General features: G+C 41.5%; 20 protein-coding genes and 1 pseudogene. 20 read left to right on the top strand and 1 reads right to left on the bottom strand.

What is annotated here, in order from left to right; translation table 11 throughout:
• Positions 1 to 27: 27 nt before the first annotated feature.
• A complete protein-coding gene (locus PRIP_RS09560; protein ID WP_173400782.1) occupies positions 28 to 762 on the bottom strand; it encodes an ankyrin repeat domain-containing protein in 735 nt (244 codons plus the stop codon).
• A gap of 267 nt (positions 763 to 1,029) precedes the next feature.
• Here PRIP_RS09560 and mraZ point away from each other — a divergent pair, with 267 nt between their 5' ends.
• The 20 genes and pseudogenes from mraZ to PRIP_RS09460 all read left to right on the top strand — a co-directional run bounded on the left by mraZ (position 1,030) and on the right by PRIP_RS09460 (position 22,478).
• Positions 1,030 to 1,461, top strand: a complete 432-nt coding sequence (gene mraZ, locus PRIP_RS09555; protein WP_036085917.1) for a division/cell wall cluster transcriptional repressor MraZ — start codon at positions 1,030 to 1,032, stop codon at positions 1,459 to 1,461.
• Positions 1,462 to 1,477: 16 nt separating this feature from the next.
• Positions 1,478 to 2,413, top strand: a complete 936-nt coding sequence (rsmH, locus tag PRIP_RS09550; RefSeq protein WP_036100985.1) for a 16S rRNA (cytosine(1402)-N(4))-methyltransferase RsmH — start codon at positions 1,478 to 1,480, stop codon at positions 2,411 to 2,413.
• 11 nt (positions 2,414 to 2,424) lie between these two features.
• Complete coding sequence (gene ftsL, locus PRIP_RS09545; protein ID WP_036100984.1) at positions 2,425 to 2,796, top strand: cell division protein FtsL; 372 nt, start codon at positions 2,425 to 2,427, stop codon at positions 2,794 to 2,796.
• Entirely contained in the window at positions 2,793 to 5,039 is a 2,247-nt protein-coding gene (locus PRIP_RS09540) for a penicillin-binding protein (RefSeq protein WP_036100983.1), read from the top strand. Before ftsL ends, PRIP_RS09540 begins: the two co-directional genes overlap by 4 nt.
• A gap of 222 nt (positions 5,040 to 5,261) precedes the next feature.
• Positions 5,262 to 6,743 carry a UDP-N-acetylmuramoyl-L-alanyl-D-glutamate--2,6-diaminopimelate ligase gene (locus PRIP_RS09535; RefSeq protein WP_036101038.1) on the top strand — a complete coding sequence of 494 codons (1,482 nt, stop codon included), beginning with the start codon at positions 5,262 to 5,264 and terminating at the stop codon, positions 6,741 to 6,743.
• Positions 6,744 to 6,799: 56 nt separating this feature from the next.
• Positions 6,800 to 7,777, top strand: a complete 978-nt coding sequence (gene mraY / locus PRIP_RS09530; protein ID WP_036100982.1) for a phospho-N-acetylmuramoyl-pentapeptide-transferase — start codon at positions 6,800 to 6,802, stop codon at positions 7,775 to 7,777.
• Positions 7,778 to 7,810: 33 nt separating this feature from the next.
• Positions 7,811 to 9,178, top strand: a complete 1,368-nt coding sequence (gene murD, locus PRIP_RS09525) for a UDP-N-acetylmuramoyl-L-alanine--D-glutamate ligase (protein WP_036100981.1) — start codon at positions 7,811 to 7,813, stop codon at positions 9,176 to 9,178.
• Positions 9,175 to 10,269, top strand: coding sequence for an undecaprenyldiphospho-muramoylpentapeptide beta-N-acetylglucosaminyltransferase (murG, locus tag PRIP_RS09520; protein ID WP_036100980.1), 1,095 nt, complete (start codon positions 9,175 to 9,177; stop codon positions 10,267 to 10,269). The genes murD and murG overlap by 4 nt, the downstream gene beginning before the upstream one ends.
• 24 nt (positions 10,270 to 10,293) lie before the next feature.
• Positions 10,294 to 11,076 (top strand): cell division protein FtsQ/DivIB, encoded by a 783-nt coding sequence (locus PRIP_RS09515; RefSeq protein ID WP_036100979.1) that lies wholly within the window; start codon positions 10,294 to 10,296, stop codon positions 11,074 to 11,076.
• Between the two features lie 345 nt (positions 11,077 to 11,421).
• Positions 11,422 to 12,698 (top strand): annotated as a pseudogene (gene ftsA, locus PRIP_RS09510) (cell division protein FtsA).
• Positions 12,699 to 12,745: 47 nt separating this feature from the next.
• Positions 12,746 to 13,900 carry a cell division protein FtsZ gene (gene ftsZ / locus PRIP_RS09505; protein ID WP_036100978.1) on the top strand — a complete coding sequence of 385 codons (1,155 nt, stop codon included), beginning with the start codon at positions 12,746 to 12,748 and terminating at the stop codon, positions 13,898 to 13,900.
• A 30-nt stretch (positions 13,901 to 13,930) separates the two neighbouring features.
• On the top strand, positions 13,931 to 14,608 hold the full coding sequence (locus tag PRIP_RS09500; protein WP_036100977.1) for a YggS family pyridoxal phosphate-dependent enzyme: 678 nt from the start codon (positions 13,931 to 13,933) through the stop codon (positions 14,606 to 14,608).
• 19 nt (positions 14,609 to 14,627) lie between these two features.
• Positions 14,628 to 15,122: a cell division protein SepF gene (locus PRIP_RS09495; RefSeq protein ID WP_036100976.1), complete on the top strand. Its 495-nt coding sequence runs from the start codon at positions 14,628 to 14,630 to the stop codon at positions 15,120 to 15,122.
• Positions 15,123 to 15,136: 14 nt separating this feature from the next.
• The gene (locus tag PRIP_RS09490) at positions 15,137 to 15,424 is read left to right on the top strand and encodes a YggT family protein (RefSeq protein WP_052008846.1); all 288 of its coding nucleotides are present in this window, start codon (positions 15,137 to 15,139) and stop codon (positions 15,422 to 15,424) included.
• Positions 15,425 to 15,557: 133 nt separating this feature from the next.
• A complete protein-coding gene (locus tag PRIP_RS09485) occupies positions 15,558 to 16,334 on the top strand; it encodes a YlmH family RNA-binding protein (protein WP_036100974.1) in 777 nt (258 codons plus the stop codon).
• Positions 16,335 to 16,477: 143 nt separating this feature from the next.
• Positions 16,478 to 17,014: a DivIVA domain-containing protein gene (locus tag PRIP_RS09480; protein ID WP_036085903.1), complete on the top strand. Its 537-nt coding sequence runs from the start codon at positions 16,478 to 16,480 to the stop codon at positions 17,012 to 17,014.
• A gap of 159 nt (positions 17,015 to 17,173) precedes the next feature.
• Positions 17,174 to 17,425 carry a hypothetical protein gene (locus PRIP_RS17410; RefSeq protein ID WP_036100973.1) on the top strand — a complete coding sequence of 84 codons (252 nt, stop codon included), beginning with the start codon at positions 17,174 to 17,176 and terminating at the stop codon, positions 17,423 to 17,425.
• Between the two features lie 518 nt (positions 17,426 to 17,943).
• Complete coding sequence (ileS, locus tag PRIP_RS09470) at positions 17,944 to 20,703, top strand: isoleucine--tRNA ligase (protein ID WP_036100972.1); 2,760 nt, start codon at positions 17,944 to 17,946, stop codon at positions 20,701 to 20,703.
• Positions 20,704 to 20,778: 75 nt separating this feature from the next.
• A complete protein-coding gene (dapF, locus tag PRIP_RS09465; RefSeq protein WP_036100971.1) occupies positions 20,779 to 21,765 on the top strand; it encodes a diaminopimelate epimerase in 987 nt (328 codons plus the stop codon).
• Positions 21,766 to 21,785: 20 nt separating this feature from the next.
• The gene (locus tag PRIP_RS09460; RefSeq protein ID WP_036100970.1) at positions 21,786 to 22,478 is read left to right on the top strand and encodes a phosphatase PAP2 family protein; all 693 of its coding nucleotides are present in this window, start codon (positions 21,786 to 21,788) and stop codon (positions 22,476 to 22,478) included.
• The last annotated feature ends 291 nt before the right edge of the window (positions 22,479 to 22,769 follow it).

Raw genomic sequence — 22,769 nt, 5'->3', positions numbered from 1 at the left:
AGAAAAATGGTAGATGTCTCTTTTGTGCTATTTGGCACCGTGTGATATTAATAAATCTGCGATGGCCTTATAGCCGTGTCGTTTCGCATGGGCTAGTGGGGTGACGCCGTTTGCATCAGAAATATTAGGATCAGCACCGTTTTCTAGCAGGGCTTGAACGATGTGCTGTTGCGTTTTGCCGCCGTTTGATAAGACGATGGCTTCTAAAAGTGCTGTCCAGCCGGGTTTGTTAATATGGTTCACATCAATCGTTTTTTCTTTTAATAGAAGTTCGACGTTTGCCAAATGGCCTTTTTCAGCAGCGGGAATCAGTGCTGTGCCGCCGTAGCGATTGGTTAATGTATAGTCTGGGTGGTGTGATAAAATACGCTTGAGAATTTCTGTGCGTCCTTCTGCGCCAGCATAAAGAAATGGGCTATCTTGTATGCGGTCTTGTAAGTTCACATTGGCACCGTGATCTAAGAAAAGTTGCGCCATTTCGATGTTGTTATGGTGTGTTGCGACGAGTAAGCCGCTCTCGCCTTTGTTATTAACTACATCGACTTTGGCACCTTGTTCGAGAAGGGTTTTGATTGCTGTTGTATTTTGTGTCGCGATCGCTTGTAGTAAGTCTTGATTTAATTCGTTATTATTTGCCACTGATTTTTCCTCCACTTCTTGTTTTTTCGCTTCTTCTTTTGGTGGGGGTATGTTTGCGCTTGACGAGCAGGCAGTGAGTGTCAGAATGAGGAGTGCTAACGTTGATAATAGCCATTTTCGCATCCTTATTCCTCCTTTCATACATATTATTGCACATGAAAATAAACTCCACATTAATTGACGCTTAAATTGCAGAAAAGTTGTAGTATTTTTTTCATTCGATTCATTTCCTCCCACCTTGTCACCACTTTTTGAAAAACATTGATATAGCAGGGGTTCTAGTGGGTTATCCAGGACCTGATTTATATTTTTTTTTGCATTTTTTTAGTTTTGGGTGGTGTGAAGTGGGGAGTTGTGGTAAAGTAGAAAATAAGAAAGTGGGGATGGACTATGTTCATGGGCGAATATCAACATAACATTGATATAAAGGGTCGTTTAATTGTACCATCGAAGTTCCGTGAACAATTAGGGGATCAATTTGTCATCACCCGAGGGCTTGATAAATGTCTTTTCGCTTATCCGCTTGATGAGTGGAAGAAAGTAGAAGAGAAAATCCAGACACTCCCACTAACTAAAAAGGATGCTCGTTCTTTTACTCGGTTTTTCTTTTCAGGGGCGTCAGAGTGTGAGCTTGATAAGCAGGGGCGGATGAATATTCCGTCGAACCTTACGAGCTATGCAGCACTTGAGAAGGAAACAGTGATTGTCGGGGTCGCGAGTCGTATTGAAATTTGGAGTAAGTCGGAATGGGATGCGTTCTATGATGATGCGCAGGAATCATTTGCTGATATTGCCGAAAATATGATTGGCTTTGATATTTAAAAGGAGGGCAACAACCATGTTCCAACATGAAACAGTTTTATTAAAGGAAACCGTGGATAATCTGAATATAAAGCCGGATGGTGTGTATGTCGACTGTACGTTAGGTGGTGCGGGGCATAGTGCGTATTTGCTGAGTCAGCTTTCGGAATCAGGGCATTTATTTGCATTTGATCAAGATAGCAAAGCGCTAGCACATGCCAAAGAGCGATTGAGTGATTATGCAGGACAAGTGACGTTTATCAAAAGCAACTTTAGATATATTAAAGAAGCATTACTAGAAGTTGGTGTAACAGAGGTGGATGGCATCTTATATGATTTAGGTGTGTCATCGCCGCAACTAGATGAGCGGGAACGCGGGTTTAGTTATCATCAAGACGCGCCGCTAGATATGCGCATGGATCAAGACGCGCCGCTAACAGCACGAGATGTTGTGAATGATTGGCCGTACGAAGACTTGGTTCGTATCTTCTTCCGATATGGTGAAGAGAAGTTTTCCAAGCAAGTAGCGCGCGAGATTGAACGCAGACGTGAAGTAGCACCAATCGAGACGACAGGTGAGTTGGTAGATTGCATTAAAGCTGCGATTCCTGCACCAGCTAGAAGGAAAGGTGGACATCCTGCCAAACGCGTTTTTCAGGCGATTCGAATTGCTGTGAACGATGAGTTAGGTGCGGTGGAAGATTCTCTGAAAGACGCGATGGAGTTACTAAAACCAGGCGGACGAATCAGTGTCATCACTTTCCACTCATTAGAAGATCGCATCACGAAGCAAATTTTTACCGAACAAGCAAAAGGTCCAGAACTGCCGCCAGGGTTGCCGATTATTCCAGATGAATATAAGCCAAAAATGAAGCTAGTAACAAGAAAACCGATTCTTCCATCCGAGAAAGAACTTGCAGAAAACAACCGTGCGAGGTCAGCAAAGCTTAGAGTGGTAGAACGTAATATTTAGGAGTGACGTAAATGAGTAATAATGTAGCCTACAAAACAAACGCAGAACCAAAACGCGTACATAGAGAAGCTCCCCAACCACAACCTAAAAAAGAGATTTTAAAGCGTGGCAGAATAACGCTAGGCGAGAAGTTGATTGTTTCGATTTTTGTTGTTGTGATTGCGGTATTTGCTTTTAAAATCATTAGTGTACAAGCGCAAATATATAGTGTGAACCAAAGTATTCAAGAGCAACAAACAAATGTTGACAAGCAAGTGAAAGCAAACGAAGATTTGTCTTCTGAAGTGGCAGATCTTAGCCGCTACGAACGTGTATGGCAAAAAGCGAAAGAACTTGGTTTGAAACTTGATCCAGATAATGTGAAAGTAGTGGAAGGCAAATGAAAAAAAGAGTAGGAAACATGCGAAGAGGAGCCCTGGTCTTATTTATCATCTTTGGCGTTATTTTTCTGTCGGTTATCGGACGCTTCTTTTACATGCAAGTCGTTGGCGATGTCAATGGCGTTCCTCTTGCTGCCAAGGCGGCGCAACAGCATTTACGAAGCAGTGTCATTGAAGCAAATCGCGGCTCTATTTTAGATCAAAAGGGCGAAGTGATTGCAAAAGACACTGCTTCTTATACATTAGCGGCAGTTCTTGATCCGAAACAATCGCAAGGTACAAAAACGCCTCATCACGTGGTGGATAAGGAAAAAACAGCGAAAGTATTAGCAAAATACTTGTCATTAAAAGAAGCCGATGTTTTGAAGAAATTAAAAACAAAAGATTTATTCCAAGTCGAATTTGGGAAAGCTGGGAAGAACTTATCTGCGGAAGTGAAAGATAAGATTGAGGCGGAGAAATTGCCGGGTCTCATTTTCACAAAACAAGCGCAGCGGTTTTATCCGAATGGTGTTTTTGCATCGCATCTAGTTGGTTACGCGCAGCAAGAAGAAGGTAAGGATGGCGTGACTAAGTTAATCGGCAAGATGGGAATTGAAAAGGCGTATAATTCGATTTTGACTGGTAAGAACGGAAAAATAAATTATGATGCGGATAAATATGGTTATATTTTGCCGAATACGAAAAGTGCGGTTGAAAAAGCGCAAGACGGTAGCAATATATACTTGACGCTTGATAAGAAAATCCAGACATTCTTGGAGGACACGCTAAATACGGTAGATGCGAAATACAATCCGAAAAATATGATGGCGGTCGTAATGAATCCGAAAACGGGTGAAATTTTGGCGATGAGTCAGCGTGATACATTTAATCCGACGACAAAAGAAGGATTATCGAAAGAATGGGCGGACTTGCCTGTGGAAACAACGTATGAACCAGGATCAGTTATGAAAATCTTCTCGTTAGCATCGGCAATTGATCTTGGCGTTTACAACCCAAATGCTTATTACCAATCGGGAACATACAATGTTGGTAATATTCCAATTCATGACCATAACGCTGGTGTTGGTTGGGGCTCCATTACGTACCGCGAAGGTGTGGAGCGTTCAAGTAATGTTGCATTCGCGAAGTTGCTTGCGGGTATGGGGCCTGACAAATTCAAAACGTACTTGCAAAACTTTGGCTTTGGCAAAAAAACAGGTATCGATTTGCCAGATGAAGCGTCTGGAAAGATTTTGTATGACCATAAAATCGAACAGGTAACAACCGTGTTTGGTCAGGGTACGACGGTTTCGATGATGCAAATGTTGCAAGGTGCGACAGCGATTGCGAGTGATGGCAAGATGAAGCGGCCATACGTGGTATCAAAAATTGTCAATCCGAACACAGGCGAGACTGTTGAGACAAAACCAGCTGTAACGGGGCAACCAATTAGTGCTACGACAGCAAAAAAAACACGCGAAGAACTACGCAATGTTATCACTGGTGAAGTTGGAACCGGGAAGTTGTACGCGATTGAAGGCTACGACATTGCAGGGAAAACAGGTACATCGCAAATCCCAAATCCGAAGGGTGGCGGCTACATGACGGGAAACAATAATTATATTTTCTCCTTCATGGGAATGGCGCCAGCAAACGATCCGGAGCTTGTGATGTATGTGACGATGCAACAACCGCAATTATCTGGTAGTGAAACAGGAGGCAAGGCTGTCTCGGAAGTTTTTAACCCAGTAATGAAAAATAGCCTACAATATTTAAATATCAAATCCGCTGATACGGCAAAATTAAAAACGGCGACTATGGACAGCGTGACAGGCAAAACACCAGAAGAAGTCAAGAAAGAGTTGACGGCTAAAAAACTAGTGCCAGTCGTGATTGGAAATGGGAAGAAAATCGTACAACAACTGCCACAACCAGGAGAGAGAATTTTAGAGGGGCAGCGTGTTATTCTAATGACAGAAGGCGATATGACGATTCCAGACATGCGTGACTGGGCGAAAAACGATGTCTTAAAAGTTTCGGAAATCACTGGTGTACCTTTTGATGTCACTGGGAGTGGCTATGTTCTAAAACAGAGCGCTTCGGCAGGATCCGTCATTAACGATAAGTCCAAAATCACAATCACGTTAGCAACGCCAGACAAAATACCAAACTTCAATAAAGCACCGGTTGCTGGTGAGAGCAAAAAAGACTCCACAGACACTTCTGTAGAAGAGGCGACTGGACTAAACGCATTATTAAATTAGCAATAGAAAATAGTGCGCGCTCTATGATTTTTTTGCAGGGCGCGCTTATTTTATACAACGTGTTTTTTGTGTCCTACGCATTGTATTCGTTGCGTGTTTTTGCTAATATAGTAGAAGAAGATTTGCCAGCCACACAAAGTAGGTTTGATACACCCTTTTGGATTTTTTAAGAAGGTGGTGCTATCGTTTTTTGGCGTTGAGGCAAAGGAAGGGAAGTTCATGATGGAATTAGAGAAGTTATTACGAGCGATTCCGTATTGTCAGCTCGCACAGGCCGACGAAAATACGCTACATATGGAAATAAAGAACATCGAACAAGATAGCCGGCAAGTGCAGGCTGGAACGCTATTTATTTGTGTGGATGGTGAAGTTGTGGACGGTCACGACTATGCGCAGAAGGCGGTAGCGAGTGGTGCGACGGTGATTGTGGCTGAACGCATGTTAGACGTTGCGGTGCCAATTGTTTTAGTACAGGATGGCAAACGAGCGATGGCAAGGCTTGCTGCTACGCTTTACGAGGACCCGACAGCAGAAATGAATTTGATTGGCATCACCGGAACGAACGGAAAAACAACGGTGAGCCACCTTATCGAATTCATTTTGGCAGACTACGGTGCAACAACAGGACTTATTGGCACGATGTATCGCAAGATTGGGACAGAAATTTTGGAAACGAAAAACACCACACCAGACAGCTTGACATTGCAAAAAACGTTCCGACAAATGCGTGATGCAAAAGTAACAACGGCAGTCATGGAAGTGTCATCGCATGCGCTTGTACAAGGACGCGTATACGGCTCTGACTACGATGTGGCGGTGTATACGAACTTGTCACAAGATCATCTGGACTACCACAACACGATGGAAGAATACGCCCATGCTAAAAGCTTACTTTTCGCCCAATTAGGTAATCAATACAACGGTAAAACAAAGACGGCGATTATTAATAAAGATGACGCATACGCGGACTTCATGATGGAAGCAACAAGCGCCCATGTCCTAACGTACGGCATTGATAAGGCGGCGACTTTTCGAGCGGCCAATATCGAAATCAGCAGTAAAGGAACACGATTCGATCTTCAGTTTAGAGGCGAAACCTTCCCAGTACAATTACAGCTTATCGGCAAATTCAACGTCTATAACGCGCTTGCTGCCATTGGTGCAGTGTATGCGACAGAAGAGGCGCCAAACACGATAACAGACATCATTGCTTCCCTCGAAAAAGTAACTGGCGTAGCTGGACGTTTTGAATTAGTTGATGCAGGCCAGCAGTTCCCAGTTATTGTTGATTACGCCCACACACCAGATGGCCTAGAAAATGTCTTGAAAACGGTTGGCGAATTTGCTAAAGGTCGAATTTTTGTTGTCGTTGGTTGTGGTGGCGATCGGGATAAAGGTAAGCGTCCATTGATGGCTCAAATTGCTGTGAAATATGCGACCGACCCTATATTCACTTCCGATAATCCGAGGACGGAAAACCCAACGCAAATTATCGAAGACATGTTAACAGGTGTTCGAGGCGCGAATTATACTGTAAAAGAAGCACGTCATGAAGCGATTACTTATGCGGTTGAAATGGCGAAACAAGATGATGTCATTTTGATTGCAGGTAAAGGGCATGAGACATATCAGATTATTGGCGATGTTGTTCATGATTTTGATGATAGAAAAGAAGCCCGAGCGGCAATTTTAGCAAAAAGATAAACATTTTAGTGCACAGATAAATCTTGTTTGTGACAAAGAGATAGGAGCGAAAAAGCGTGTCATTATATTGGATAGTTACAACATTTGCGATGGCCTTCATTATTACTGTAGTCGGGGTACCATTATTTATCCCGTTTTTACAGCGATTGAAATTTGGCCAAAGCATCCGCGAAGAAGGCCCACAAAGCCATCAAAAAAAATCAGGAACGCCGACGATGGGAGGACTTGTTTTTCTTATCGCGATGATTCTAAGCTTCATCATCATGGTATCCATCGGTGGTTGGTTTGGTAGTGAGGCATTGCTTCTCCTTATCCCGCTTGTTTTATTCGGTGCACTTGGTTTCTTAGACGACTACATTAAAGTCGTTAAGAAACAAAACTTAGGTTTAACATCGAAACAAAAATTTTTAGGACAAGTTGTTATTTCGGTCTTGTTCTATCTTATTTATCATTTCAACGAGTATCCAGAGACGCTTAACATCCCGTTCACAGGTATTGAAATTAATCTTGGTTGGTTCTTCCTGATCTTCGTGATTTTCTGGATGGTCGGTTTCTCCAATGCGGTGAACTTAACAGATGGGTTAGACGGATTAGTTTCTGGTCTTTCTGTCATTGCTTTTGGAACGCTTGCGATTATTGCGAATTATCAAGACCAGGGTGTCGTCGCGATGTTCTGTATGGCGATTGTTGGTGCGATGTTAGGTTTCCTTATTTTCAACAAGAATCCTGCGAAAATTTTTATGGGGGATACAGGTTCTTTAGCACTCGGTGGTGCCATTGCGGCGATTTCGATTATGCTACATCAAGAATGGATGCTGTTACTTATCGGTCTTGTTTTCGTTATCGAAACAGCTTCGGTGATTATCCAAGTATTTTATTTCAAAATAACAAATGGGAAGCGATTGTTTAAGATGAGTCCTATTCATCACCATTTCGAACACGTTGATATTGGGTGGTCAGAATGGCGAATCGTCTTTACTTTTTGGGGTGCTGGTCTTGTTTGCTCGATTCTTGCACTGCTAATTATTCTTTAAAAAAATGGGAACTGTAAAACTGGGGGAGTAAAAATGAAAAACATTATGCAATATAAGCATCGTAAAGTACTTGTATTGGGCTTGGCAAGAAGTGGCGTGAGTGCAGCATCTTTGCTACATAAGCTTGGTGCATTCGTTACTGTCAACGATCAAAAGCCATTCAGCGAGAATCCAGAAGCACAAGGATTATTAGAACAAGGCATTAAAGTCATTTGTGGTTCGCATCCAGTCGAATTACTAGACGAAGGCTTCGAACTGGTTGTTAAAAATCCTGGTATCCCGTATGACAATCCAATGATTAAAAAAGCGCAAGGCTTGCTCATTCCGATTATTACAGAAGTCGAGCTAGCCTACCAAATCTCAGACGCCCCAATCATCGGCATCACGGGAACAAATGGAAAAACAACAACGACAACAATCGTGCACCATATGTTAAATGAAATGAAACCAAACAAAGCATTGCTCGCTGGAAATATTGGTTTCCCAGGTTCAGAAGTTGCCGAAAAGGCGACTGCAGATCAATATATCGCTATGGAATTATCATCCTTCCAGTTGATGGGAATTCGTACATTTTGTCCAAAGATTTCGGTCATCACGAACATTTACGAAGCACATATCGATTACCATAAAACGCGCGAAGACTATGTAAAAGCTAAATGGCGCATCCAAGAAAATCAAACGAAAAATGAGTTTCTCGTTATCAATTGGGATCAAGACGAACTGCGTAATATGACAAAACGCACGAAAGCAAAAGTCATCCCGTTTTCACCAACACAAAAATTAGGCGAAGGTGCTTATGTCAAAGACGGCAACATCATGTTTTATGATGAAGTTATCGGCAAACGCGAAGACATCTTACTTCCTGGTGAGCATAACTTGGAAAACATTTTGGCATCGATTGCCGTTGCGAAAATTTGCGAAGTGACCAATGAACAAATCATGCGCGTCTTAGAAACATTTAAAGGCGTGGAGCATCGGACACAGTTTGTCAAAGAACTAAACGGTCGCAAGTTCTACAATGACTCGAAAGCAACGAACATTTTGGCGACACAAAGTGCACTTAGCGGTTTTAATCAACCAGTCGTACTACTTGCTGGCGGCTTGGATCGTGGAATTGAATTCGACGAACTAAAACCGTTTTTCAAAAACGTCAAAACACTGATTGTCTTTGGCGAAACAGCAGATAAAGTCGGTCGTGTCGGAAAAGAAGCTGGTGTGGATGTTCATAAAGTCCATGACGTTACAGCAGCGGTCCCATTAGCATACGATTTATCCGAACCAGGCAACATTATTCTCTTATCGCCAGCATGTGCAAGTTGGGATCAGTATCGAACGTTCGAAGTTCGCGGTCGCGCCTTTATGGATGCCATCGATGAACTACCAGATGAGGTGGAAAAATGAAATTTATCATAAGCGGAGGTGGCACAGGAGGACATATTTATCCAGCCCTTGCCTTAATCCGAGCAATCCAAAAGAGAGACCCAGATGCAGAATTTTTATATATTGGTACTGAAAAAGGGCTGGAGTCCGACCTTGTCCGACGCGAAAATATTCCCTTTGAAGCGATTGAAATAACTGGTTTTAAACGTTCGTTATCGATGGAAAACATCAAAACAATTACGCGCTTTTTCAAAGGTGTAACTCGGAGTAAGGAACTAATTCGCAACTTTAAACCAGATGCAGTTATCGGTACGGGTGGTTATGTTTGTGGCCCGGTCGTTTACGCCGCAGCAAAGCTAAACATTCCGACTGTTATCCACGAACAAAATAGTGTCGCTGGCTTAACGAATAAATTTTTAAGCCGCTATGCGGATCGTGTGGCCATATGCTTTGAAGAAGTGAGTGATTCGTTTGCCGCTGAGAAAATTGTTTTCACGGGAAATCCGCGTGCTTCTGAAGTAATTGATATTGAATCAGGTGATGTTTTAGCCGAATTTGGTTTGGAACCAGACAAGCCGACTGTTCTTGTTTTTGGTGGTAGTCGTGGTGCTCGTGGAATTAATGAAGCAGTGGAGTCGAATTTGATGAAGTTCAGTAAGCGACCGTATCAATTGCTTTATGTGACTGGCGAAGTGCACTACAACAAAATCCAAGATAAACTAGTAAACATGGATTTAAACGCTAATATTAGCGTCCAGCCTTTCATCTATGACATGCCAAAAGTACTTAATGTCAGCACACTAGTCGTATCGCGAGCTGGTGCAACATCGCTCGCTGAATTTACCGCACTAGGCGTCCCGAGTATCTTAATTCCAAGCCCTTATGTCACGGCGAATCACCAAGAAAAAAATGCCGAATCACTAGCGAAAAAAGATGCAGCAGTCATCATTTCCGAAGCAACACTCACACCACATATTTTGCTAGATGTTATCGATGGCATCATGGACAATCCAGAAAAACTCGCAAAAATGCAATACGAAGCAAAACAACTCGGCGTCCCAGATGCAGCAGATAAGCTAGTAGACGCTATCCTAGACATCATTCCGAAATAATACAAAAGTGAGGAGGACAAATAAATGGCGAATAAAAAAATAGTGTCCATCGAAAGCAGAATCCCAGAACTAAAAAAATATCGCAAAAAGAAACTTGTTCGCCATATGTCGATTATTATTAGCATCTTTGTTCTTCTCATTTTAATTACGCTGTACTTCCTATCACCACTGAGCAAAGTACAACGCATTTACGTTGACGGCAACAAACAAGTAGACGAGCAAACTGTGCTAAAAGAAGGACATCTCAACCTAGATGAGTTCGTATTCGGTTTGAGCAAAGCCAAAAGCGCTGATGCACTCGAACAAAATCCGCTTATAAAAAAAGCCACCGTTGAGCTAAAAGGTTTAAACACATTACGCGTCCATATCACCGAAAACAAAACCATAGGTTACCAAGAAAAAGACGGTAAATATTACGATGTGCTAGAAACAGGAAAACTTTTAAAAACACAACCAAAAGAATTCCCAATCGGTAACAACCCTATTTTTAGCAATTTTAAAAATGGAACCGTCCTAAAAGACATGGTTAACCAACTTATGGGCTTACCAGAAGGTGTATTGCTTTCTATTTCTGAGATTCATTTCGCACCAACCAAAAGCGATGACGAACACATCAAGTTATACATGAATGACGGTAATGAAGTATCCGCAACAATTAATACTTTCGCTGAAAAAATGTCGCATTATCCATCCATCGTGGCTCAACTACAAGCAGGCCAAAAAGGCATTATTGATTTAGAAATAGGCTCTTATTTCCGAACCTATTTGAAAGATAAAGAAGAAAAAGCAGCCAGCAAGAAAAACTAGGCGAATATGTAGGAAAAACAACATCTATTTAAACGATAAAACTGTAGAACGAGAACGTATATTCCTCTTTTTCGAATGAAATTAAAAAAAATCAAAATATTTGCCGGAATTTATCCTTTGTGCTTTTATTACTAGGTTTCTTGGTGTAGACTGTAACTAGGTATTGTGATAACAACTTTACATTTTTATGCAATTTTAATAATTGCTATCTTGTTTGTCTAAAGGGGAATCTTAATTGACAAACGCCATGAATTGAAAACATAAATGACTGATAGATAACTTACTACTGAAATTTTTACAAGTAGTTATATAAAAGGTGAGACAATATAAAGGAGGTGCCGATAAGTGGAAGAAAACGAGATTTTTGTAAGCTTAGACATTGGAACATCGTCTGTAAAAGTAATTATTGCTGAGATGGCCAACGACAGACTCAATATTATCGGTGTGGGAAACGTCCTGTCACAAGGTGTGAAACGTGGCGTCATTATTGACATTGATAAGACAGTGGATTCAATTAAGAAAGCAATCGAACAAGCAGAACGAATGGTAGGAGTACATATTTCGCAAGTTATTGTAGGAATTGTTTCCAGCCAAGTGCAGTTAGAAACTTGCCAAGGGATTGTTGCGGTGAGTAGCGAAAATCGTGATATTACTGACGAAGATGTCTGGAATGTCATGGATGCGGCGCAAGTTGTGCCATTATCACCAGAACGAGAAATCATAAGTATTATTCCAGAACAATACGTTGTGGATGGTTTAGAGGGAGTGACAGACCCAAGAGGCATGCGAGGTGTGCGCCTTGAAATGGAAGGAACATTGATTACCGGTTCAAAAACAATCTTACATAATACGCTTCGTTGCGTAGAACGTGCGGGTTTAGAAATTACCGATATCGTACTCCAACCACTTGCAGAGGGCTCTATTTCACTGACAGAAGACGATAAAGAATTTGGTACAGCACTCGTTAACATTGGCGCCGGAACGACAACCATCAGTGTCTTTGAACAAGGCAAGCTAACGTATACGACTGTGTTGCCAGTCGGTGGTGATCATGTCACAAAAGATTTATCGCTTGGTTTAAATACCTCTACAGCAACTGCTGAAAAAGTAAAATTAGAACATGGTTATGCTTTTTATGACGATGCTTCTTCGGATGTCGCATTTGGCATTGATGTTATCGGCAGCGACCAACAACAGCATTTCACGCAACTTGAAGTTGCCGATATCGTAGAGGCACGCATGGAAGAAATCTTCATGTTAACGATAGAAGAATTGAATCGTATTGGTAAATCACACCTTCCAGGAGGCTATGTGTTAACTGGTGGTTCCATGGCTATTCCAGGTGCAATTGATCTTGCTGGCAAAGTTTTTCAAGCCCATGTAAGGTTGGCAATTCCAGATTATATCGGTGTTCGTGAACCAAGTTTTACGACGGCAGTTGGCTTGATTAAACACGCCTACCAAACCGCCGAAAAAGAAGGCAGAAGCCTAGGCACGGCTCCAGAAGAACCGATTGCAGAAGACAGTTACAACCAGAAACCAAAGCAAAAACCTAAGAAAACGGAAGAAGAAAAAGTTACCACAAAAAATGAAAAAATTTCTTCGGTGCGTTTTTTGATTAGAAACAAGTGTTTTTCGGTAATTAAGGTAAAATTAGGAGGCAAAAAATATGTTAGAGTTTGACACGAGTGCAGAAAGTTTAGCAACGATTAAAGTAATTGGTGTCGGTGGTGGCGGAAATAATGCTGTTAACCGAATGATTGAGCATGGTGTCCAAGGTGTTGATTTTATTGCAGTCAATACGGATGCACAAGCTTTAAATCTATCCAAAGCCGAAGTTCATTTACAAATTGGTACGAAATTAACACGCGGATTAGGCGCTGGCGCTGTTCCTGAAATTGGAAAAAAAGCTGCTGAGGAAAGTCGCGAAATGATTGAAGAAGCGTTAAAAGGTGCCGATATGGTATTCGTTACAGCTGGTATGGGTGGCGGAACTGGCACGGGTGCTGCCCCAGTGATTGCTACGATTGCAAAAGAAATGGGCGCATTAACAGTAGGTGTTGTTACACGGCCATTTGGTTTTGAAGGACCGAAACGTACGAAACAAGCCGCTATTGGTACGGAAGCAATGAAGGAAGCGGTGGATACATTAATCGTGATTCCAAATGATCGTTTACTACAAATCGTAGATAAAAATACGCCGATGTTAGAAGCTTTCCGTGAAGCCGATAATGTTTTACGTCAAGGGGTTCAGGGTATATCTGACTTAATTGCTGTTCCTGGTTTAATCAACTTAGATTTCGCTGATGTGAAAACAATTATGACGAACAGAGGCTCTGCCTTGATGGGAATTGGTATTGGAACAGGTGAAAATCGAGCCGCAGATGCAGCTAAAAAAGCGATTTCATCTCCACTACTAGAGACATCGATTGACGGTGCGAAAGGTGTTTTGATGAACATTACTGGCGGTTCTAATTTGAGTCTCTATGAAGTTCAAGAAGCAGCAGAAATCGTGTCTTCCGCGTCAGACGAAGATGTAAACATGATTTTCGGTTCTGTTATCAATGATGAACTGCAAGATGAGCTAATTGTGACAGTCATTGCAACAGGTTTTGACGAAGCGGCTCAAGCGAAACAAAAAGCGCAACCGCAAAGTCGTCCTAACCCAGCCATCCAAGTGAATCGTCCGGGTTACGCAGTAAAAGAAGATGCAGCGCCAGCCCAAGATGAGCAACCAAACCAACCGCAACATGTAGAAGAACCACGCCAGAACTTAGATGTTGACGTACCAGCATTCATCCGTAATCGCAACCGTCGCAACTAAAAAAGACTATTTAAAATTAGGTGATATGAGATGAGCTATAACGACAATTTGCAAAAAATCGAAACAAGGATTGCCAAAGCAGCAAAAGCAAGCGGACGGGAAAGAAGTGATGTCCATCTTGTTGCCGTAACTAAAACGGTCGATGTGGCGGCAATGAAAAAGCTATATGATTTAGGCGTTCGCCATTTTGGTGAAAATCGTGCCGATGTTTTTACTGAAAAAGTGGCAGCATTGGCAGATAAGACTGATATTGTTTGGCATTTTATTGGTTCGCTGCAAACACGAAAAGTCCGAGCCATCCTTCCACATACAAGCTTTTTACACTCATTGGATCGCAAATCGCTAGCCGATGAGATTGAAAAGCGAGCAACAGAAAAAGTGGCTTGTTTTTTACAAGTCAATATTTCAGAAGAAGAGACAAAGCATGGTTTTAGCGCAGAAGAAGCGCTGGCTTTTGTCCAATCACAAAACTACCAGCATGTCGAAATTGTTGGATTAATGACGATGGCTCCAAACACCGATGATGAACAGACTTTGCATCACGTTTTTCAAGGATTGAAAGCATTGCAACTAGAAATAGAGAAACTTGGAATCACAAACGTTCCGTGTCGCGAGTTATCGATGGGAATGACGAATGATTTCGAAACTGCAGTAGAAGACGGCGCAACATTTATCAGAGTAGGTAGAGCTTTAGTAGAGGAAAACTAAATGTGGAGGTGTAAATCAGATGGGATTAAAAGATAAATTTAAATCTTATTTTTTCTTAGACGAGGAAGGCGATGAATATTACGAAGAAACACAACAACCTGTTGAACCAAAACAACAACAGCAGTACATTCGTGAAGTCCCCGCTGAGAAAAAGATGAAAAAAACAACGACTAAAAATTATTTTACAAATCAAAATGATGCGGTAGATGAGCAAAAAGTTGTAAGTATGAATGGCGCGCAGTTTTCAAGTCAAATGGTATTAGTAGAACCGCGTGTTTACGCAGAAGCACAAGAACTTTCGGACTTTTTGAAGGAGTATAAGACGGTCGTTGTTAATTTACAGCGTATTAGTCATGATCAGGCTATCCGTATTGTAGACTTTTTAAGTGGAACAGTGTATGCTTTAGGTGGAGATATCCAACGCATTGGTAATAACATTTTCCTTTGTACACCGGAGAACGTCGAAGTGGATGGCGCGATTTCGGAAATGTTGGAAGAACAAGATTTTATGTAAATGAGGTGTAACACATTTTAGCATATCAAATTGCACATTACGTTTTCGTCGTATTAGATTACTTCCCGTATGTACTGTTCGTTTATATTTTGATGTCATGGTTTCCAGGCGCGTATGAAACAGCATTTGGTCGCTTTTTGTCCAAGATTTGTGAGCCTGTTTTAGCACCGTTCCGAAGAATTATTCCGCCGATTGGTGGAGTGCTTGACTTATCGCCAATCATTGCCTTTTTTGCAATTCGAATGGCAACGTTTGGTTTACAGTACTTAGTATATAATTATATACTGCCGATTATTGTGTAAATAAGGATACCGAAATGAAGCTTATCTGTTTTGGCAGATAGATTTGTCTTCGGTATTTTTTAGTGGTATTAAAAGCTGGGAAGCCATGCTATAATAGTGCAAGAACTAGTTAACTTAAAGGGAGTAAGGGCTTATGGAAGGAATTTATCAACATTTTAGAGCAGAAGAACATGCGTTTATTGATGCTACCTTGGAATGGATTGTGCAAGTCGAAGATCAGTATACGCCGCATTTAACAGACTTTATGGATCCGCGGCAACGCTATATTTTGGAGACGGTTGTTGGTGGTTACGAGCATGTAAAAGTGAAATTCTGGGGTGGTGTGAACCATGCAGAACGCAGACGGGCGCTTATTTATCCTGACTATTATGAGCCAACGGATGCCGATTTTAATATTACGCTATTCGATATTCGCTATCCGGTGAAGTTTACGACGCTAACACACCAGAAAATTCTGGGCACGATGATGTCGCTAGGAATGAAGCGCGATATTTTTGGCGATATTTTGACACAAGCCGAATTATGGCAGTTTTTTGTAATGGCAGAAATGAAAGACTATGTTAGTTTGCAACTTGATAAAATAGGGAAAGTGAATGTCATGTTGGAAGAAATACCGTTAATCGATTCTCTGCCTGTTCATTTGGACTGGGAGTTCACCAGCACGACGATTACTAGTTTGCGTTTAGACCTTGTTGTAGCAACCGCGCATAACATTTCTCGCCAAAAAGCAAAACAACTCGTTCAAGCTAAGTTAGTGAAAGTTAACTGGAAAACGGTAGAAAATCCAGATTTTGAATGTGAGGAAAAAGATATTATTTCCGTTCGTGGATTTGGCCGTGTGAAACTTGGTGAAATCAATGGACACACAAAAAAAGACAAGATTCGCATCGAAATCGGCCATCTAAAGTAATTTTTATACTTTTAAGACGAAAATACTTGCGAGAAAGCTGGAATTTTATTATAGTAGTAGACAGGTATATATCAAAATTTATGGTATAATAGAAGGGCTAGCCTAGAATTTGCTTAGGCTTTGACCATATGGAGGTGTTGAACATGCCATTATCACCGCTGGATATACATAATAAAGAGTTTAGCCGTGGTTTTAGAGGTTATGAAGAGGACGAGGTGAACGAATTCCTCGATCAGATTATTAAAGATTATGAACAACTCATTAAAGAGAAGAAACGCTTAGAGGAGACACTATCTTCCAGAGACGATCGTCTAGGGCATTTCACAAACATTGAAGAGACGCTGAACAAATCGCTCATAGTTGCGCAAGAAGCGGCAAACCAGGTGATTGATAATGCAGACAAAGAAGCGAAGCTAATCGTACGCGAAGCAGAGAAAGATGCAGACCGTATTTTAAGCGATTCCTTATCGAAAGCACGTAAAATCGCGATTGAAATTGAAGATTTGAAACGTCAATCGAAAGTTTTCAGAGAACGTTTACGCCTGCTAGTAGAGACGCAAATGGATTTGATTAAGAGTGATGATTGGCAACAGCTAATGGAATATGAAGTTGACGCGACGGAATTAAAATCTGCTGACCCAGTGAAAGTAGAAGAAGAACTAAATATCGAGAAGCTATAATAGAGACAAGTACAAGTTCCACCCAAATTCTATTTTTTAAGCGAGTTGTGGCCGGTGTAAGCACAGCAATAGAATGGAACATTAGAAATCACTCTGAAGCTCTTTTTCCGAACAGCCAGAACATGGCTAACTAAGAAACAGCGTACGTCGGCGTTAACGATGGAACGAAGTGGGCAAAGATACAAAATCAATGTCAACAAGGGTGGTACCGCGATAAATAAACTCGTCCCTTTTTTAGGGGATGGGTTTTTTGTTTTGGAAAACGAAAAGCTGAACGGGCTCGTCCAGCTCCGAAAAAAACTGGAGCGGCCGCAAAAAAAGTCCTCTTTTGACTTTTTTGGAGGGCGTGAAGTTTTCGAGGAGCTAGCCCGTGAAGCTGGATCCCACGAAAAGCTGAACACGCCCGTTTAGCCCTGACAGAAACTGGAGCGGTCGCAGGAAAAGTCCTCTTTTGACTTTTTCGGAGGGCGTGAAGTTTCCGAAGGGCTGGCGTGTGAAGCTGGATCCGAAGTCGCTGAACATGACGCCAACCTCCAAAAGCATAAACATTGTTTATCAGCACAAAGCCTTTAAAAGGAAGGCAGTTTCATTTCATTCAACTGCATATTGAGGTTCTAACTCAGCAAAATACGCTTCGCAAGAACCACAACAAAGCTGGATCCCACGAAAAGCTGAACACGCCCGTTTAGCCCTGACAGAGCTTGGAGCAGACGTAGTAAAAACCCTCTTTTGGTTTTTGCGGAGGCTGTGAAAGCTTCGAAGGGCTGGCGTGTGAAGCTGGATCCGGAGGCGCTGAACATGACGCCAACCTACAAAAGCACAAAAATTATTTTTCATCACAAGCCCTCAAAAGGAAGGCAGTTTCATTTCATTCAAATCAACAAAATACACTTTTCAAAAATCTTTAAATAAAAAGGAGACAAAAACCAATGGAATACAAAGACACACTACTCATGCCAAAAACAGAATTCCCAATGCGAGGTAACCTGCCAAACAAAGAACCAGAATGGCAAACAAAATGGGAAGAAATGAACCTTTACGATGAAATTCAACAAAAAAACGCAGACAAGCCAACATTTATCTTACATGATGGCCCGCCATACGCAAATGGTGAATTGCACATGGGACACGCGATGAACAAAGTTATCAAAGACATCATCGTTCGTCAAAAATCAATGAGCGGTTTCCGTTCTCCCTACGTACCTGGCTGGGATACACACGGCTTGCCAATCGAACAAGCATTAGCGAACAAAGGCGTTAAACGTAAAGAAATGACTGTTGCCCAGTTTCGTAAACTATGTGCAGAGTATGCTTACAAACAAGTCGATATCCAACGCGCAGGCTTCAAACGTCTAGGCGTAACTGGTGAATGGGCGAATCCATACATCACGCTACAACCAGAATACGAAGCAGAACAAATCAAAGTTTTTGGTGAAATGGCGAAAAAAGGCTACATTTATAAAGGTAAAAAACCTGTCTACTGGTCACCATCCAGTGAGTCTGCTCTAGCAGAAGCAGAAATCGAATACCAAGATAAGAAATCCGCATCTATCTTTGTCGCTTTTAAAGTAACCGATGGTAAAGGCGTATTAGATGCAGATACAAACATCGTTATTTGGACAACAACGCCATGGACAATGCCTGCCAATATGGGTATTACGGTGAACCCAGATTTAGAATACGTAGTTGTTGATGTGAATGGCTCGAAATATGTCGTAGCAGAAAGCTTACTAAACAGTCTGCGCGAAACATTAGGCTGGGAAGATGCAGAAGTTATCAAAACCGTTCGTGGTTCTGAACTTGATCGCGTTGTTACGAAACACCCATTCTATGACCGCGATTCTTTAGTGATGAACGGGGAGCATGCAACAGCAGATGCTGGAACAGGTGCCGTTCATACAGCTCCAGGACATGGAGAAGACGATTTCCTTATTGGGCAAAAATATGGTCTTGAAGTTTTGGCTCCATTAGATGATCGTGGTGTTTTCACAGAAGAAGCACCAGGATTTGAAGGTGTATTTTATGATACAGCAAACAAAATGGTAACGGAAAAACTAGAAGAAGTCGGCGCGTTACTAAAAATGGAATTCATTACGCATTCGTATCCACATGATTGGCGTACGAAGAAACCTGTTATTTTCCGTGCTACAGCGCAATGGTTTGCTTCTATTGACAAATTCCGTCAAGAACTGCTAGACGCTGTACAAAAAGTAACTTGGACACCTGCATGGGGCGAAACACGTTTGTTCAACATGGTTCGTGATCGCGGCGACTGGGTTATCTCACGTCAACGTGTATGGGGCGTTCCGCTACCGATTTTCTATGCAGAGAACGGGGAAGCAATTATTACAGACGAAACGATTCATCATGTATCCGAATTGTTCCGCGAACATGGTTCAGACGTCTGGTTTGAACGAGAAGCGAAAGATTTATTACCAGAAGGATTTACACATGAAGGTAGTCCAAATGGTGAATTTACAAAAGAAAATGATATTATGGATGTTTGGTTTGATTCAGGAACGAGTCATCAAGCGGTGTTAGAGGCGCGTCCTTACTTGAATCGTCCAGCAGATCTTTACATGGAAGGATCTGACCAATACCGTGGTTGGTTTAACTCTTCCTTAACGACAAGCGTTGCAATTACTGGCGAATCTCCCTATCGTAATGTGTTGAGTCATGGTTTTGCATTAGATGGTGATGGTCGTAAAATGAGTAAATCACTAGGAAACACAATGCTTCCGGGTAAAGTGATTAACCAACTTGGCGCGGATATCGTGCGTTTATGGGTTGCTTCTGTTGATTATCAAGCGGACGTTCGTATCAGTGATAATATCTTGAAACAAGTATCGGAAGTTTACCGTAAAATCCGTAATACGATGCGTTTCTTACTAGGAAACTTGGCAGATTTCACGCCAGCTGATAATGCAGTGGCTTACGAAGATTTACGTGAAGTTGATCAATATTTACTAATCAAATTAGATGAGTTAGTAAAAAATGTTCGTGCTAACTATGATAAATACGAGTTTTCGGCGATATATCACCAAATCAATAACTTCTGTACGGTAGAACTTAGCCAGTTTTACATGGACTTTGCGAAAGATGTTGTGTATATTGAAGCAGCGGATAGCAAAGATCGTCGTGCGATGCAAACAGTGTTCTATGAAGCTGTTGTGACGCTTACGAAGTTATTAGCGCCAATTTTGCCACATACTGCGGACGAAGTTTGGTCGCATCTTGGAAATCAAGCAGAAGCGAGTGTGCATTTGTCAGAAATGCCAGAAGTGAAGCATTATCAAGGCACAGAAGTGATTACGGGGAAATGGGATCAGTTCATGCAAATTCGTGATGTTGTCCAAAAAGCATTGGAAGAGGCGCGTAATGAGAAAATAATTGGTAAATCGATGCTTGCAAAAGTGACATTATTCGCAGATGATGAGGCGAAGCAATTGTTTGACTCACTAGAAGGTGACTTTGCGCAATTATTGATCGTATCAGACTTTGAATTAGTTGCAGGTCTTGATGCGGCGCCCGAGAGTGCCGTGAAAGAGCAGCATGTAGCAGTTGCCGTGACGGTTGCAGAAGGTGAAACGTGCGAACGTTGTCGTGTTGTGAAGAAAGATGTTGGCACAGATGCTAAACATCCAACCTTGTGTAAACGTTGTGCGGAAATTGTAACGGAAAATTATTAATAGTTGAAACGCGTGAGCATGATAGGATTAACTCCTTCGTGCTCATGATGTTTTTTAGAATTGGAGGGACCTTGTATGGCACATATCGATTTTATAAAAGTCCATGGTTCGCAAAATGATTTTTTTCTGATTGATGAAGTGACCAATGGTATTTCGACTTGGAAAGATACGGATCGGGCGGCGCTTGCTGAACGTATTTGTAATCGTGATGAGAAGCTTGGTGGTGCGGATGGGATTTTATTCGTCTCAGAAGCCTCAGACGGCACCTCAATCGGTCGTATGCGAGTTTTTAATGCAGATGGGTCTGAAGCATCAATGTGCGGGAATGGGCTACGCACAGTGGCTCGTTACTTATTAGAAAAAGAGGATGTGTCAGAAGCAACTGTAGAAACGATGAAAGCAACATTGCACGTATCGAAAGCTGCTGAAATTGGCAATGATATTCCGACATATCAAGTGGAAATTTCGCCTGTTTTGTTTGAACCAGAAGCCTTGCCGTTAAACTGGCCTGAATCTAGGCTTTATGATGAGGTAATTCCTGCATTGGATGATACGCTCCATTTTTCAGCGGTAGCAGTACCCAACCCGCACTTGATTACATTTGTAGATCAGGACGTGCTGGATTCGGACAAACAAGAAACACTTTCTACTTATTTAAATGGAGAAAATCCTTATTTTACAGATGGTGTGAATGTGAGTTTTGTGAAAAATATTACAGAAGACACGATTTATGTGCGAACGTTCGAGCGTGGTGTTGGTTTCACGAACGCGTGTGGAACGGCGATGTCGGCCTCAAGTCTGATGAAAAAGCTGCTTCATAATGATACACTGGAAACGCCTGTGAACGTTTATAACAATGGTGGTCGCGTGCAAGTGACAGCTACTAAAGATAGTGAAGATGCGATACATTTGCAACTTATCGGCAATGCCACCTTTGTTTATCATGGAAAACTTGCTATCACAGCAACAACAATGAACCTTCTTGAGAAAAGTGAAACAGGAGAACAAGCCAAATATCAAGCAATGGTAGAAGAAGTACAAGCATTTTTACAAAAAAAATAAGTGATGTGAGGAGCACATGTATGAACACAAACAAAAAGAAAGCAATTCCGCTATTCGTAATCGGTGGTTTTGCCCTACTAATTTTTATCATCGTGGCACTGGCTGTTAATTCAGAGCCGCGCTGGGTTGCCAAATTTGACTTAAATTGGATTAGCCGGATTCAAACAAATATTTCCGCTTCCAAAACAAGCTTGATTGAGACTTTGACAACTATCGGAAGCGCGGAAACCGCTATTATTTTAACTGTTATCGTTGTCGTTATTTTATTCTTTATGCGTAAGTTTGTTGTAGGCTTATGGTTTGGCGGGACTGTACTTGTATGTGCGGTTTTACTGAACACAATCTTAAAAGATATTTTTCAAAGACCACGCCCTAACTTTGATCGATTGATTGCTGAGACTGGTTTTAGCTTTCCGAGTGGCCATGCAACAGGGAGCACTGTTTTTTACGGCTTAGCAGCGATGTTCTTAATTTTTACAGTAAGACAAATGTGGGCGAAAATTGTGATTGGCGTTGTTGGCTTAGGCTGGATTTTCTTCATCATGTATTCCCGCGTTTATTTAGGCGTGCATTACCCCACAGATGTATTTGGTGGCTTCCTTTTCGGAATTGCTTCCATCTTCATCTCATTAGGTGTATATTTCCTAGTACGCGAACCACTGCATAACTTATTAGTGAAATGGCGTATTAGAGATCGTAGTGTCATAAAATAGTTAACAAAACCGCGATAGGCTAATATGCCAACCGCGGTTTTTTCGTAGTGAAATATTGTGAAATAAGGCACTTCTTATGTCCTGAAAATATTCTTTAACATAGGTAAATATTACTTGCATTTTTAGAATGAAAGCGTTAAAATAGGTGTATCAATAAAAATTAATATTGCCCTTTTTGTGCATTGTTGGGATGCTGTGGGTTTGGCAAGAGTTTATTCACATGTTATAAAGGATATTGGTTCTTTGTATGATGAGTATCTTTTATAATATGTGAATTTTTATATGAAAACA

It is taken from the genome of Paenilisteria riparia FSL S10-1204 (assembly GCF_000525995.1).
GTDB classification, from domain to species: domain Bacteria; phylum Bacillota; class Bacilli; order Lactobacillales; family Listeriaceae; genus Listeria_A; species Listeria_A riparia.
The sequence above is the reverse complement of the archived record's forward strand: the minus strand, read 5'-3'. Positions and strand labels throughout refer to the sequence as shown.

Bases quoted from the DNA above. Each gene is read 5' to 3' on its own strand.
- PRIP_RS09500 (WP_036100977.1), top strand. From the start codon at position 13,931: ATGAGCTATAACGACAATTTGCAAAAAATCGAAACAAGGATTGCCAAA.
- ftsZ (WP_036100978.1), top strand. From the start codon at position 12,746: ATGTTAGAGTTTGACACGAGTGCAGAAAGTTTAGCAACGATTAAAGTA.
- murG (WP_036100980.1), top strand. From the start codon at position 9,175: ATGAAATTTATCATAAGCGGAGGTGGCACAGGAGGACATATTTATCCA.
- PRIP_RS09540 (WP_036100983.1), top strand. From the start codon at position 2,793: ATGAAAAAAAGAGTAGGAAACATGCGAAGAGGAGCCCTGGTCTTATTT.
- PRIP_RS09535 (WP_036101038.1), top strand. From the start codon at position 5,262: ATGGAATTAGAGAAGTTATTACGAGCGATTCCGTATTGTCAGCTCGCA.
- PRIP_RS17410 (WP_036100973.1), top strand. From the start codon at position 17,174: ATGGAACGAAGTGGGCAAAGATACAAAATCAATGTCAACAAGGGTGGT.
- mraZ (WP_036085917.1), top strand. From the start codon at position 1,030: ATGTTCATGGGCGAATATCAACATAACATTGATATAAAGGGTCGTTTA.
- ftsL (WP_036100984.1), top strand. From the start codon at position 2,425: ATGAGTAATAATGTAGCCTACAAAACAAACGCAGAACCAAAACGCGTA.
- PRIP_RS09480 (WP_036085903.1), top strand. From the start codon at position 16,478: ATGCCATTATCACCGCTGGATATACATAATAAAGAGTTTAGCCGTGGT.
- ileS (WP_036100972.1), top strand. From the start codon at position 17,944: ATGGAATACAAAGACACACTACTCATGCCAAAAACAGAATTCCCAATG.
- PRIP_RS09515 (WP_036100979.1), top strand. From the start codon at position 10,294: ATGGCGAATAAAAAAATAGTGTCCATCGAAAGCAGAATCCCAGAACTA.
- murD (WP_036100981.1), top strand. From the start codon at position 7,811: ATGAAAAACATTATGCAATATAAGCATCGTAAAGTACTTGTATTGGGC.
- PRIP_RS09560 (WP_173400782.1), bottom strand. From the start codon at position 762: ATGCGAAAATGGCTATTATCAACGTTAGCACTCCTCATTCTGACACTC.
- PRIP_RS09485 (WP_036100974.1), top strand. From the start codon at position 15,558: ATGGAAGGAATTTATCAACATTTTAGAGCAGAAGAACATGCGTTTATT.
- PRIP_RS09495 (WP_036100976.1), top strand. From the start codon at position 14,628: ATGGGATTAAAAGATAAATTTAAATCTTATTTTTTCTTAGACGAGGAA.
- dapF (WP_036100971.1), top strand. From the start codon at position 20,779: ATGGCACATATCGATTTTATAAAAGTCCATGGTTCGCAAAATGATTTT.
- rsmH (WP_036100985.1), top strand. From the start codon at position 1,478: ATGTTCCAACATGAAACAGTTTTATTAAAGGAAACCGTGGATAATCTG.
- PRIP_RS09460 (WP_036100970.1), top strand. From the start codon at position 21,786: ATGAACACAAACAAAAAGAAAGCAATTCCGCTATTCGTAATCGGTGGT.